The sequence below is a fragment of the Streptomyces nitrosporeus genome, from assembly GCF_008704555.1.
GTDB lineage: Bacteria > Actinomycetota > Actinomycetes > Streptomycetales > Streptomycetaceae > Streptomyces > Streptomyces nitrosporeus.
In genome coordinates this window covers 4,344,646-4,357,047 of sequence record NZ_CP023702.1, presented here as the reverse complement: position 1 = coordinate 4,357,047, position 12,402 = coordinate 4,344,646, and the positions used below count along the sequence as shown (strand labels likewise).

The window sequence follows — 12,402 nt, the reverse complement described above, 5'->3', positions numbered from 1 at the left end:
GCGTTCAACGGCTATATCCGGCCTATACGGCATCCAGCGCCGCCGGAGCGCACGGGGCGCCCCGGTAGCGTGGCCGCCCATGACACTGCTCCCGGCCGGCGGCCCCGCGCTCGCCGGCGTACTGGCCCCCCTCCTCCCCCCGTCGGTCACCGTGGTGGACACCTTCGAGGACAGCCCGGACGCCTTCCTGTACCCCGGGGAAGAGGCCCTCGTCGCGACGGCCGTGGACCGGCGGCGCGCGGAGTTCGCCACCGTCCGGCACTGCGCCCGCGCCGCCCTGGCCGGCTTCGGCATCCCTCCCGGTCCGGTGCTGCGCGGACCGCGGGGCGCGCCGCGCTGGCCGGACGGGATGGTGGGGAGCCTCACCCACTGCGAGGGGTACCGGGCGGCGGCCGTGGCCCGGGACTCCACGGCGGCCTCCCTCGGCATCGACGTGGAACCGGACCGGCCGCTGCGCAGCGAGGGGGTGCTGAATCTGGTCAGCCTGCCCGGCGAACAGGCCGCCCTGCGCGAACTCGCCGCCCGCCGCCCGGACGTCAACTGGGACACGGTGCTCTTCAGCGCCAAGGAGTCCGTCTACAAGGCGTGGTCGCCGCTGACGGGACGCTGGCTCGGCTTCCACGACGCCCGCGTCACCCTGCGCCCGGACGGCACCTTCACCGCCGCCCTCCTGGTCCCGGGCACCACCCCGTCCGGCCCCCCGCTGACCGGCTTCGACGGACGCTGGCACACCGGCCGCGGCCTGGTGCTCACGGCGGTGACGGTGCCGCCACGGGAACGGTGAGGCACGCGCCCGGCCGCCCGGGGCCGCCCGGACGGTCCCGGCGGCCCCGGGCGCCCGTCAGTACTCCTTCTCCACCCACTGCCCGGTGTCGGGCCGGTAGTAGTACTCGGGCCGGGCCGTGATGCTGCTCGTACGGAACGGCCTGCCCTGGTCGTCGATGCGCAGGATCCCGCTCCGCCCGCCGCTGGACCACTCCAGCTCCAGGTACCAGGTCACGTCGTGGGCCTCCACATGCGCGTCGATGTGGAAGACCTCCACGTCCGTGGAGCTCACCCGGTACGGGAAGCCCTTCGCCGGGACGACCACATCGCCCTGCTGGCCGGCCACCGGCTTCGACCGCGGCCGGCCGTCGTCCAGGTCGATCTCGAAGGTCTGCGGGGTGACTCCGCTCCCGCAGCCGTCCCCCATCGAGAACGCCCCCCAGTCCAGCGCCGGATTGCGGCCCAGCACCCGCACGTGCAGGGCCTTGAGCACGACGGCCTCCTCCGAGGTCCCCTGGACGGTGATCTCCAGCATCATGTCGCCCCCATCCACCCCGCCCAGCCTCTGCGCCCAGGTCCGGGTGTCCTGGGGCGGGGGCGGCGGCACCACGTCGTTCGGGTCCCGGTCGAGCAGGTAGTACTGCCCGCACGGCGCCTCCCAGTTGTACGAGCTGATGACCGCGGTCACCGGTGTGCCGGTGCTCCGCGCCTTGCCGGTCTTCTCCGCGGCCGGACTGCCGGCCGTCTTCGACGGCGTACCGGAAGCGCTCGCCGTGGCGCTCGGCGAGGATTCCGTCCGGCTCGGCGAGGCGGACACGCTGACGCTCGCGGCCGGACCACCGGGCGTACGCGGCGCGCTGCTGCCCAGCGCCTTGCCGTCCCGGCCGTCGTCGGCCGTCGCCCCGTCGTCCTGCGTGAGACCGCGCACGGCGAGCGCGCCGGGGACGGTCAGCGCGACGACGGCCGCGGCGGCGAGCAGCACCCGCGTCCTCCTGCCGGTCCGCCGCTTCCGCCCGGCGCCGGGTGCCCCGCCTCCGGGGGTCACGTCCTCGTGCGCCCTGTCGTCGTGCGCCCCGCCGCCGGGGGCCACATCGTCGGGGGCCGTCACCTCATCGGTCCGGGCCTCCGGTCGCCGGGGCGGGGCGGCGGTGCCCCCTCCCTCCGTGCTCCCCGGCCCCTCGGCCGAGGCCCACGACGGAACCGAGGAGTTCCTGGCCCGCGCCGCCTTCTCCTCCGGCTTACCCGTCTCCCCGGCGCGACCGGGACCGGCCGGACCGGCCGGACCGGCCGGCGCGGCCATCACGCCCGCGCCCGTCTCCGCTTCCCCGCCCGTCTCCGCGTCCCCGCCCGCGTCCGGGGCCCCGCCCGCACCCGGGTCCGCAGCCGGAGGAGAGCCCGGCCCGCGTTCCGTTTCCGGTCCAGCCCCCGGTTCCACGGCCGGGCCCGAAGAGGCAGCCGGGCCCGAAGAGGCAGCCGCGCCCGCGCCCCCGGCCGCGCCGGACGCCGCCTCCGCGGTCTCCTCCCCCGCGCCGGCGCCCTCCCCGCCCTCCGGCTTCCGTGAACCGCGCCGCTTCGCCTCGTCGGCCAGGATCCACTTCCGGTGGAGCCCCACCAGCTCGTCCGCCGAGGCGCGGCACACCCGCGCGAAGCGCTCCACCGGTGCGTAGTCGTGAGGGACGGCGTCACCGTTGCAGTACCGGTGGACCGTCGACGTACTCATGTGCAGTCGCTGCGCGAGCGCCCCGTAGCTCAGCCCGGAGCGCTGTTTCAGCTCCCTGAGCGTCGCCGCGAAGTCCTGGATCTCCGTACCCACCCCGACCGTTCCCCTTCTCTCCCGTCCCGGAACGGCATTCCAGGGCGGCACTGTTTCCGCAGGTCAAAGGGTATTTCAGCGTTCCAGCGTCCCGTCGTGCCCAGCAGTCGTTGCGACTGGGACAGGGGCTCCCACAAGCTGTGGACACACCGCAGAACCCAGCCGGTCCGAACCGGGAGACGCAGTGCGCACCCGCCTTGTACCCAGCCTGACGGATGCGATCGCCACAGGGGTGCTGATCGCCTCCACAGTGATCGTCATCGCACTCCTGTGGCGCCTCTGACCACACGTCACCACCCAGTACATCCGCCGACGCCCCGGCGCGCCAAACGGCGCCCCGGGCACCGAATCACCATGTGAACCTTCTGAACGGGGAGAACCACTCATGCGTAACCTTCGCTTCCGCCGCGCCGCCCGCACCTCCGTCCTCGGCACCGCCGCCCTGCTGGCCGCTCTGTCCCTGACCGCCTGCCAGGAGGACGGCTCCTCCTCGGCCGTGGACACCCCGTCCTCGCCCACCGCCGGCACCTCCTCCGCACAGCCGGAGAACGGCGCCGAGGCCCCCGCCGAGAAGGGCGAGGACACCTCGGGAACGGATTCCGCTTCCAGCGCCTCGGGCGGTTCCGGTTCGGACTCCGGTTCCGGTTCGGGCTCGGGCTCCTCCGGGTCGGGTGACACCCAGCCCGCCGCCAAGAAGCCCCAGGGCGGCGGCGACGCGGAGGACGACGGCCCGGTCACCCTGGCGTGCGACGCCAAGAACACCAAGGTGACGATCACCCCCGTGAGCCGTCCCCTGAACCACATGCTGCTGAGCATCACCAACACCGGTTCCGGTATCTGCAACGCCTACGGCTACCCGAGCCTGCGGTTCGGCGAGGCCCAGTCCGTCCCGCCCGTCTTCGAGGACAGCAAGCCGCAGGCGGTGGCGAGCATCGCCCCCGGCGAGACCGCGTACGCCGGGGTGAGGACCTCCTCCGCCGACGGCAGCGGGGAGGGCGGCTACTCCACCAAGGACCTGGTGGTCGGCTTCCAGGGCAGGAGCGGCGGCTTCTCGGGCGCCTCGGCGAACGTGACGCTCGGCAAGGACGCCTACGTCGACAGCTCGCTGAGCGTCACCTACTGGCAGACCGACATGGAGAACGCCCTCATGTGGTGACTCCTCCCGACCCCGGTGGGCCGGTGCGCCTCGCGCGCACCGGCCCACCGGCCTTCCCCGTACGTCCTCCTGACGAGACGACAGGTGACCGCGTAGCTCTCGGGACTGACAGGGGACCAGCACGGAGGGGGATTCGCCGGGACGCCTCCCTCTCCTACGGTCGTGGACGACCAACCGAACAACGCAGGGCTACGGCGGGACGACACAGGTGACACGCATGGCACAGGTGACACAGCAGCACACGCTTCCGGAGGAGACACAGCGCGGCAAGGCCTTCGCCCCCGAGTACCAGGGGGCGCTCGGAACGCTCTCGGTGAACGCCTCGCTCACCGACGTACGGGCGAAAGGGCTGGAGGAGCTCCGGGCCGCCGAGGCGGCCGGTGACCTGAGCGGGATGGCACGCTGTGGGCTCGCCGTCGCGGAAGCCTGCCGCAGGCTCGGTCACAACGAGGAGGCCGACCGGGCGTGGAAGGCCAGCTACCGTGCCGCCCGCTCCGCCCGGGACACCGGGGCGATGGCATGGGCCCTGTGGAGCGGCGGCACCCTCGCCCGCCAGCGCGGGGCGCTGCCGCTCGCGTACCGCCTGCTGCGGCTGGCGGCCGAACTGGGCGAGCGGGGCGGTGACATCGTCGTACGCGGGTACTCGCTGGCCGGCCTGGCCGAGACCGGCCGGATACAGGGGGATTACCAGGCCGTCGGCGAGCTCCACGAACAGCTCCTCGCGGAGGCCCGGCGGCGGGGCGAGGCCCGGCACACGGTGTGGGCGCTGGAGGGCATCGCGCAGATGCACCGCAACACCGGTTCGTACGACACCGCGCTGGCCCTCTTCGAGGAGGCGGCGGACACCGCACGGCAGGCCGACGACCGGCGGGGACAGGCCTGGGCGCTGCGGGGCATGGCGGACGTGCTGTCCGTCCGGGACGGCGACACCGAGCGGGCGCTGGAACTGCTCTCCCGCGCCGAAACGATGTGCCACGAGATGCGGCTGTCCAGCGCGCTCGCCTACAACCACAAGATGCGCGGCAACGTCCACTACCGGGCCGGCCGGTACGCACAGGCCCGCGAGGACTACACGCTGGCCCTCTCGGAGTTCCGTGCGATGGACGAGGCGCGCGGCACGGCGCTGGCCCGGCTCGGCCTGGCCAAGTCCCTGGCCCGGCTCGGCCAGGACCCCGCCGAGACGGTGGCCGAACTGGCCTCGCTGCGCCACGCCCTGGAACGGCTCGGCCTGCGGCACGCCCACGACATGATCGACAAAGCGGCGGCCGAACTCGGCGTCGGCCCCGTCCCCGGGTACGACGCCTCCCCCGCGCCCGACGGCCGGGAGACCCCTGCGCCCGGCGGCCGGGGGGCGGGCCGGTGAGCCCGGCCGCCGTCGCCACCACCGAGACGGAGATACCCGGGGCCCCGCCCGCCCCGGCACCGCCCTCCGTACTGGCCCGTTCCCGCGCCCTGGTACGCCCCGCCCTCGTGGACGCCCTCGGGCGGCTGCACCCGTGGACCGGGGAGATGGCCGCCTACTCCCTCGGCTGGTCCGACCTGTCCGGCACCCCGGACGCGGGCGCCTCGGAGGGCAAGGGGCTACGCCAGGCGCTGGCCGTCCTGGCCGCCGAGGCATGCGGGGCACCGGGGCACAGCGCGGTCCCCGGCGCGGTGGCCGTCGAGCTCGTCCACGCCTTCTCCCTCCTGCACGACGACATCATGGACGGCGACGAACTGCGCCGGCGGCGCCCCACGGTGTGGAAGGAGTACGGCACCGGGCCCGCCGTGCTCGCCGGTGACGCCCTGCTGGCCTCCGCCGTACAGACGCTCGCCGAAGCCCCCGGCGGACAGGCCGGCGCAGCCGTGCTCAGACTGTCCGGGACGCTGGCCGACCTGGTCCGAGGACAGTCCGACGACCTGCTCTTCGCGGACCGGCCCTGGACGGGAACGGACTCGGTCGGGCCCGGCGCCTACCGCTCCATGGCCGAGCACAAGACGGGCTCCCTCCTCGGCTGCGCCCTCGCCCTGGGCGCCCTGCTCGGCGGGGCGGCCGGCTCCACGGTCGCCTCGCTGGACCGGGCCGGCCGCCATCTGGGCGTGGCGTTCCAGGCCGTCGACGACCTGCTGGGCATCTGGGGCGACCCCGCGCACACCGGAAAGCCGGTCCACGGCGACCTGCGGCAGCGGAAGAAGACCTACCCCGTCCTCGCCGCCCTCGCCTCCACCGGCCCGGCCGCCCGGGAACTGCTGGCCCTGCTCGACGCGCCGTGCCCGCCGGACGGCCCCACCGCCTCCCGCGCAGCCGGCCTCGTCGAGACGGCGGGCGGCCGCACCGCCACCCTGGCCGAGGCCCGGCGCCACCTGGACGCCGCCCGCTCCTGCCTGCACGGCCTGCCCCTCGCACCCCATGCCGTACGGGAGTTCCAGGAACTGCTCACCTACCTGGCCCACCGCACCGTGTGACCGGGACCGCCGGGGACGCCGGGGGCGCTGGAACCGCCGGGGGCGCTGGAGCCGCCGGGGGCGCCGGGGGCGCCGGCCCCGGCTCCCGGGGGCCCGCCCCGGCGGCCCCGCCCGTCCGCCTGTTCACCCCATCCGGGTGAACTCGCACCACACGATCTTGCCGGGCGACCGCTCCCCCACACCCCACCGGTCGGCCAGCGCCTCCACCAGCAACAGCCCCCGGCCATGCTCCCCTTCGGGCACCCGCACCGCAGGTACGCCGTCGCCGCTGTCGTGCACCTGGACGGACAGCACGTCCCCGTCACCCCGCAGGTGTACGGCGTACCCGCGCCCCGGCGGCACCCCGTGCAGCAGCGCGTTGGTCGCCAGCTCGCTCACACACAGCAACACCTCGTCCATCCGCGCCCCGAACCCCCACTCGGCCACGGCCTCCCGCACGAACTCCCGTACCAGCGGAACCGACCGGCGCTCCCGACGGCAGAAGCGCTCACGGAACAGCAGGGGTTGCGTCATCTCGTTCATGAGACCAGGGTCACGCTCTGTGCATAGAGTGCGGCAGTAGGTGAAGCCGTACGGATCATCGGTACGGGCCGCACAGGCGTGGAGTACGTACGAACACGGGGAGTCCAGACCTTATGCACCCCAGGACAAGGCAGCGCAAGAACGCGTCGGCGATGAAGATGGTCGGCAAGCTGGTCGGCCGGTTCCGCGTCTGCGCATGCCTCACCCAGGCCCAGCTGGCCTCCCAGGCCAAGGTCCAGCCGGAGACCATCGCCTCCATCGAACAGGGCCGCCGCCCGCTCCTGCCGGACCTGGCCCGCCGCCTGGACGAGCTGCTGGACACCAAGAAGGCGCTGGAGACGGCGGTCGAGAACATGCCGGAGGTGGACCTCATCCCGGCGTGGGCGGAGCGGTACATGGACCTGGAGCGGGAGGCGCTGGCGCTGTCCTGGTTCGAGAACCAGGTTCTGCCGGGGCTGCTCCAGACGGAGAACTACGCGCGGGCGGTGTTCCGCACAGACGTTCCTGCGCTCAGTGAAGGGGAGATCGAGGAGCGCGTCGCCGCACGCATGAATCGGATGGACATTCTTCATCAGACCGAACCACCAACTGCGAGCTTCATCATCTCGGAGGCAGTTCTGAGAGACCGTCTGGGGGGTGACACGGTATACATGGAAATGCTGCGTCACGTGCGTGAGTGCACCGAGATCCCTGGGGTCACCATCCAGATCATGCCTCTTGGCAGGAGCACTCATGCGGGGCTTTCAGGACCGTTCATCCTCCTGGAAACACCCGAGCACCAGCGTCTTGCCTACACAGAAACACAGCGGGGCAGCCAGTTGATCTCCGCGTCGGGCGACGTGAGCATCCTGGAGCGCAAGTATGCGATGCTGCGGACCCAGGCCCTCAATATCGAGGAAACTCGGGCCTTGCTGGACCAGCTCCTAGGAGAGTGATGAGCACCGCACTTGAGTGGTTCAAGTCGAGCTACAGCAGCGAGGAAGGCGGCGCGTGCCTCGAAATCGCCTATGCCTGGCGTAAGTCGAGCTACAGCAGCGAGCAAGGCGGCGCGTGCCTCGAAATCGCCGCGCACCCCGCCGCCGTGCACATCCGCGACTCCAAGAACCCCGGCGGCCCCACCCTCACCGTCACCCCCGCCACCTGGTCGGCCTTCGCCGCCCACACCGGCGCCTGACCGGGCACCCCGTCCACAGGCCGCCGCGCCTTGCGCGGCGGTGACGCCGAGACGGCGGACTGCACCCTTCCGCCGCGCTGCCCCTTCCCTCTCCCCCGTATCGTTCCTTCTCGCACCTGTGCGACTTGAGTGAACCGGCGGGGGAGATGTGAATTGACGAATCATCAGGCACGGATAGGACGGCTTTCGGCCTTCGTCCTCCTGTCGTTGTCCATCCTGGCCACGGCCTGTTCCGGCACCGGGGACGCCTCTGAGACGGCTGGGGAGAACCCGGGTGCGGCAAGGGCGGATGACCGCTCCTCGCCCCTCACCGCCACCGCGCTCAAGGCCGCACTGCTCACCGGAGCCGAGGCCGAGGCCATGGGTTTCACCGTGACCGGCAGCTACATGCGGGACGGTGCGGACACGGACAACGCGGGTGGGGAGGTGGCCGAACCTGCTGCCTGCCTGATCCTGAGGAATATACGCAGCGAGCACGCCCCCGGGCGCGGCGAGTCCGCCGCCTGGTCGGTCATGTACCGGGGTCAGAGCGCTCTGTGGCCCCGGAGGACCGTACTCACCAGTTATCCGGTGTCCACCGCCCGCGCACGTATGACGGAACTGCGCCGGGCCGTGGAGACCTGTGGCGGTTACGAGGTACGCAATCCCTACGGTTCCTCCTCCATCACGACCGAGACGCTGCCGGTTCCGGCCCTCGGCGACGAGGCCGTGCGTTACCGCCTGCTGGGCCGCATGAAGTCCACGTCGGGAAATTCGGGATGGTCCTACTCCCTTGTCACCGTCGTACGCAAGGGAGGCGTTCTGGTCTCGGTGGACAACTCCGACAACCTCGGCCCTACCCCCGTCGACCAGTTGAAGAAGTTCACACCCGAGCCCGGCCCTGACGAGCCGATGATCGCGGCACTCACGGCGAAGATCGGCGAGGCCGTCGACCCCTGACAGGCCCGCGCGGTTCCACCCGGGTCGTCGGCGGTGGAGCCGAAGGGGCGGTCCTGCCGGGGAGAGGGTGTGACCGGGACACGCGGTACAAGGGCAATGAGATGATCTTGAAGCTCTGATTCGCTCGGCTCAGGTGCGGCGGCGTGCAGCGGGGCCGCGTTCGGCGACGTGCCGGGCGGCCGAGTCGATGCCGGGGCGGGCGTACCGCTCCAGGGAGCGGACGGAGGCGTGGCGGGAACGGGCCGGCAGCATCGGACTGGAGGAGCCGTCCTCTGCGTCGGTGTCAGGGCGCTGTGCCGGATCCGGTGAAGCGTCCAGCCGTCCAGGTCCTCGATGTCGTCGGGTGAGGCGAGGGGATTGGCCGGCAGCCGGGTGTTCCCCTCGAAGATCTCCTCCGCGCGGCGGCAGGAGAGCCGGACCCGGCCGGTCTCCGGACACACGCCGAGCGTCGGTGTTCCGGCCGGGGCCTTGCGGTCGGTGAGGAGCAGCGGGCCGCGGGTACGGCGGGCGATGAGGCGGGGCAGGAGCTGGGCGGTCCCGGACTGCCAGTGAATCCACTCGATCGGCACCCTGCACACCGTCCCCAGCGACGACGCCCGCTGGGTGTTGCAGTTGCTGTCCCCGCGTCTCCTTGCCGCAACAAACCGCCGCTGCCGGCAGCTGAGTCCGGGCGATGATCTGCGCGGGCGCGCCGGCCCTCTCACGACACTGAACCGAAGGGTGACGGGCGACGGGCCCCCAGGGCTTCGGGATCATCCCGTTGCCCCTTTGACGCGTATCCCGGTCGCGCCCCGGGAGGGCGCCCCGCGCCCGCCCCGGCGTTGTCACACCCCCTCCGTACGCTTCGGCCCATGAGCGTCTCCCTCTACTACAGCGCGCACCGCACGGCTCCGCTGACCGAGGCCGAGTCGGCCTCCGTCGCGCGCGTGGCCGCCGCGCACCTGGCGTCGTTCCCGTACGACGACGAGGAAAGCCTGTATCTGTACGAAGACCCGGCGGACGGGTCCGGCGCGGTCGTCGCCGGGTCCACCAAGATGCCGTTCGACCCGGGTCGCCTGTTGCCGGTGGTCGCTCATGTGCTGGACTCCGTGACGGAGTTGCGCCGTGCCGTCCCGGACGCGGAGTGGCGTGTGCACATGGACGACCTCGACGTCCCCTGGGACGAGGCCGAGGGGTACGCCCTGCCCGGAATGCGTGACGCGGACCTGATCGCGGAGCTCGCGGCGTTCCAGGGCGGTGACACCCCAGGGCCCCGGGCCGGTGACACCCCAGGGCCCCGGGCCGGGGGCGGACCGGCCGAATGACCGTAGCCGGGCGGCAATTGATCCCTCGTTAGATTCCTTCCATGAGAACCGAGACAGCAGACAAACTGAACCGGGTCCGTGAGAAGGCGCTCGCACGCGGTGTCCCGGCCGCCGAGGTCGAGAGGTGGCTGGCCGCCGCCCGCCCGTGCGCGGTTCTGTCGTCCGGCGCGGACGGCCCGGTCGTGGGCCGGTTCGGCGGGCCCGCGCTGCTTCCCGGTGACGCCCCCGGGATCCCGGAGCGACAGCGGCTGATCGCGGACCTGGACCTCGCCGCGCTGCCCGGGGACGCGACGGGCCTCCCGCTGCCGTCCTCGGGCCGGCTCCTGCTGTTCGCCCGTTTCCACGCGTACGACCTGGACGCGTCCGGCACGGCGGTGTACGTCCCGGCCGGCATACCCGTCGAGGAACGGCACCCTGCGGACCACCGCCACGAACCGGACCACGGCTGGGAGGGCGTGGACCTGGCCACGGGGGAAGAGCTGCGGCTGGGGTACGACGTCTCCCTGCCGGACAACGAGGTGCTCATCGACCCGGCCGGGCACCCCCACGCCGGGGAACTGCGCGCGGCGTGGTCGGACGTGCGGTACGAGGACTGGGGGCGCCTCGGCGGGACCCGGCTCCAGATCGGCGGTTACTCCACGGACCCCTTCGGCGAGGACGATCCCGTCACCGCGTCCGCGTTGCGGGCGTCCGGGGATCCGGAGGGCAGGCGCGCGAGCCCGTGGGCACGGCCCCGCCCCGAGGACTGGGCGCTCCTCGCCCAGTGGAACGGCCTGATCGGCGGTTTCGTCTACTGGACGGCCGCGAGGAAGGACCTGGCGGAGCGGCGCTTCGACCGGGCGGCCGTCCTGGCGTGTTTCGACATCCACTGAGCAACCGGAAGACGCGTGGGCAACCAATGGGCCACCTCATTGGTCTTGACCAATATTCGGCCATATGAGAATCATGGCCCCAGCCGCCACAGAACCTTCATAACTGCTCCACAGGAGAACCACGCCCCATGCGCATAACCTCGACCGCCGCAGCCGCCGCGCTCGGCGGTGCCCTCGTCCTCGGGCTGACCGTCGTCCCCGCCGCCCAGGCCGCGCCCGCCGCGCCCTCTGACGGGACCGCGTGCACCACCGACGCCTTCGGAATCGCCGGCAAGTACGGCGAGTTCGTCCTCGGGGACGACGTCCACTCACCCGACGCCGAAGGCGCCGTGGCCGTCGGCGGCAACGCCGACTTCCGTGGCGGCTTCAGTGTCGCCAACGAGCTGACCGCCGCCGAGGTGGACGCCCTGCCCGGCAAGGCATCGCTCGTCGTCCGGGGCGACCTGCTCAACGACGGTTCGGCCACCGTCGTGATGAAGGGCAACGCGGTCGTCGGCGGTGAGGTCAAGAACCGCGCCGTGGAGATGCACAACGGCACCTTCACCAAGAAGGCCGACCTGATCGACTTCGAGGGCGAGTTCGCCAAGCTGCGCTCGTACTCCTCGGCCCTCGCCGCCGAACCGGTGACCGCCGGCGCCACCGCCGAACTTGACGGCTTCCGGCTGAACCTGAAGGGCACCGACACCACCCGCAACGTCTTCTCGGTGCCGGCAGAGCAGCTGGAGAAGGCCAAGGAGGTCTTCATCAAGGTCCCGGCCGGCGCGACCACGGTCGTCAACGTCAGCGGCCAGGACTACGACATGGCGTCCGCCGGGACCACCGGCTTCTTCCTCTCCGGCGGACAGGACTTCGTCCTGGACGACAAGCTCCAGAGCGCGTCCGAGGGCAAGATCCGGGCCAAGCTGCTGTGGAACTTCCCCGACGCGGAAAAGATCACCAAGAACAGCCAGGCCGCTTGGCCGGGCAGCGTCCTCGCACCCCAGGCGCACCTGGAACTGGGTACGGCCGCGCCCGTCAACGGCTCCGTGTGGGTCGCCTCGCTGCACGGGTCGGGCGGTGCCGAGACGCACCACTTCCCCTTCACCGGCTGCCTGCCGGAGCCCGGTGAGAACCCGTCCCCCGGCACGACCCCGTCCGAGGACACCGAGACGACTCCCCCGGCCACAAAGACGCCGTCCGCCTCCGCCACCCCGCCCGCCGAGGGCGGTACGCCGTCCCAGAGCCCGTCCGAGTCCGCCGCACCGGGCACCCCGGCCCCGTCGGACAGCGCGGCCCCGGGCCCGGAGGGCGACCTCGCCTCGACCGGTAGCAGCGGTACCGTCCCGCTCGTCGTCGGCGGTGCCGTGGTCCTCGCGGCCGGCGCCGCCTTGGTCGTGATAGCCCGCCGCCGCAAGCAGGCCTGACGGCCCAGC

General features: G+C 72.5%; 13 protein-coding genes. 10 read left to right on the top strand and 3 right to left on the bottom strand.

Annotation, left to right across the window (positions count from 1 at the left end; genetic code table 11):
• The first annotated feature begins 79 nt into the window (after window positions 1-79).
• Window positions 80-784, top strand: coding sequence for a 4'-phosphopantetheinyl transferase family protein (locus CP967_RS19435; RefSeq protein ID WP_150489179.1), 705 nt, complete (start codon window positions 80-82; stop codon window positions 782-784).
• Between the two features lie 57 nt (window positions 785-841).
• Here CP967_RS19435 and CP967_RS19430 read toward each other — a convergent pair whose 3' ends face one another.
• Complete coding sequence (locus CP967_RS19430) at window positions 842-2,578, bottom strand: helix-turn-helix domain-containing protein (protein WP_150489178.1); 1,737 nt, start codon at window positions 2,576-2,578, stop codon at window positions 842-844.
• 385 nt (window positions 2,579-2,963) lie between these two features.
• On the opposite strand from CP967_RS19430, the gene CP967_RS19425 reads away from it, so the two are divergent.
• The 3 genes from CP967_RS19425 (at window position 2,964) to CP967_RS19415 (ending at window position 6,179) form a co-directional block, all read left to right on the top strand.
• Window positions 2,964-3,734, top strand: coding sequence for a DUF4232 domain-containing protein (locus tag CP967_RS19425; protein ID WP_150489177.1), 771 nt, complete (start codon window positions 2,964-2,966; stop codon window positions 3,732-3,734).
• A 217-nt stretch (window positions 3,735-3,951) separates the two neighbouring features.
• The gene (locus CP967_RS19420) at window positions 3,952-5,097 is read left to right on the top strand and encodes a tetratricopeptide repeat protein (protein WP_150489176.1); all 1,146 of its coding nucleotides are present in this window, start codon (window positions 3,952-3,954) and stop codon (window positions 5,095-5,097) included.
• 32 nt (window positions 5,098-5,129) lie between these two features.
• Window positions 5,130-6,179, top strand: coding sequence for a polyprenyl synthetase family protein (locus CP967_RS19415; RefSeq protein WP_150491946.1), 1,050 nt, complete (start codon window positions 5,130-5,132; stop codon window positions 6,177-6,179).
• Between the two features lie 123 nt (window positions 6,180-6,302).
• On the opposite strand, the gene CP967_RS19405 is transcribed toward CP967_RS19415, so the two are convergent.
• Window positions 6,303-6,701: an ATP-binding protein gene (locus tag CP967_RS19405; RefSeq protein WP_150489175.1), complete on the bottom strand. Its 399-nt coding sequence runs from the start codon at window positions 6,699-6,701 to the stop codon at window positions 6,303-6,305.
• 152 nt (window positions 6,702-6,853) lie between these two features.
• Here CP967_RS19405 and CP967_RS19400 point away from each other — a divergent pair, with 152 nt between their 5' ends.
• The 3 genes from CP967_RS19400 to CP967_RS19390 all read left to right on the top strand — a co-directional run bounded on the left by CP967_RS19400 (window position 6,854) and on the right by CP967_RS19390 (window position 8,814).
• A complete protein-coding gene (locus CP967_RS19400) occupies window positions 6,854-7,636 on the top strand; it encodes a helix-turn-helix domain-containing protein (RefSeq protein ID WP_229888637.1) in 783 nt (260 codons plus the stop codon).
• Window positions 7,636-7,875, top strand: a complete 240-nt coding sequence (locus CP967_RS19395) for a DUF397 domain-containing protein (RefSeq protein ID WP_150489173.1) — start codon at window positions 7,636-7,638, stop codon at window positions 7,873-7,875. Before CP967_RS19400 ends, CP967_RS19395 begins: the two co-directional genes overlap by 1 nt.
• Window positions 7,876-8,028: 153 nt before the next feature.
• Complete coding sequence (locus tag CP967_RS19390; protein WP_150489172.1) at window positions 8,029-8,814, top strand: hypothetical protein; 786 nt, start codon at window positions 8,029-8,031, stop codon at window positions 8,812-8,814.
• Window positions 8,815-8,943: 129 nt separating this feature from the next.
• Here the strand turns inward: CP967_RS19390 and CP967_RS34720 are convergent, their stop codons facing one another.
• A complete protein-coding gene (locus tag CP967_RS34720) occupies window positions 8,944-9,066 on the bottom strand; it encodes a PmrA (RefSeq protein ID WP_167535408.1) in 123 nt (40 codons plus the stop codon).
• Window positions 9,067-9,665: 599 nt separating this feature from the next.
• On the opposite strand from CP967_RS34720, the gene CP967_RS19375 reads away from it, so the two are divergent.
• The 3 genes from CP967_RS19375 to CP967_RS19365 all read left to right on the top strand — a co-directional run bounded on the left by CP967_RS19375 (window position 9,666) and on the right by CP967_RS19365 (window position 12,393).
• A complete protein-coding gene (locus tag CP967_RS19375; protein ID WP_229888638.1) occupies window positions 9,666-10,118 on the top strand; it encodes a hypothetical protein in 453 nt (150 codons plus the stop codon).
• 41 nt (window positions 10,119-10,159) lie between these two features.
• The gene (locus tag CP967_RS19370) at window positions 10,160-10,990 is read left to right on the top strand and encodes a DUF1963 domain-containing protein (protein ID WP_150489171.1); all 831 of its coding nucleotides are present in this window, start codon (window positions 10,160-10,162) and stop codon (window positions 10,988-10,990) included.
• A 128-nt stretch (window positions 10,991-11,118) separates the two neighbouring features.
• Window positions 11,119-12,393, top strand: coding sequence for a choice-of-anchor A family protein (locus CP967_RS19365; protein WP_150489170.1), 1,275 nt, complete (start codon window positions 11,119-11,121; stop codon window positions 12,391-12,393).
• The last annotated feature ends 9 nt before the right edge of the window (window positions 12,394-12,402 follow it).

Bases quoted from the DNA above. Each gene is read 5' to 3' on its own strand.
- CP967_RS19435 (WP_150489179.1), top strand. From the start codon at position 80: ATGACACTGCTCCCGGCCGGCGGCCCCGCGCTCGCCGGCGTACTGGCC.
- CP967_RS19425 (WP_150489177.1), top strand. From the start codon at position 2,964: ATGCGTAACCTTCGCTTCCGCCGCGCCGCCCGCACCTCCGTCCTCGGC.
- CP967_RS19420 (WP_150489176.1), top strand. From the start codon at position 3,952: ATGGCACAGGTGACACAGCAGCACACGCTTCCGGAGGAGACACAGCGC.
- CP967_RS19405 (WP_150489175.1), bottom strand. From the start codon at position 6,701: ATGAACGAGATGACGCAACCCCTGCTGTTCCGTGAGCGCTTCTGCCGT.
- CP967_RS19400 (WP_229888637.1), top strand. From the start codon at position 6,854: ATGAAGATGGTCGGCAAGCTGGTCGGCCGGTTCCGCGTCTGCGCATGC.
- CP967_RS19395 (WP_150489173.1), top strand. From the start codon at position 7,636: ATGAGCACCGCACTTGAGTGGTTCAAGTCGAGCTACAGCAGCGAGGAA.
- CP967_RS34720 (WP_167535408.1), bottom strand. From the start codon at position 9,066: ATGCTGCCGGCCCGTTCCCGCCACGCCTCCGTCCGCTCCCTGGAGCGG.
- CP967_RS19375 (WP_229888638.1), top strand. From the start codon at position 9,666: ATGAGCGTCTCCCTCTACTACAGCGCGCACCGCACGGCTCCGCTGACC.
- CP967_RS19370 (WP_150489171.1), top strand. From the start codon at position 10,160: ATGAGAACCGAGACAGCAGACAAACTGAACCGGGTCCGTGAGAAGGCG.
- CP967_RS19365 (WP_150489170.1), top strand. From the start codon at position 11,119: ATGCGCATAACCTCGACCGCCGCAGCCGCCGCGCTCGGCGGTGCCCTC.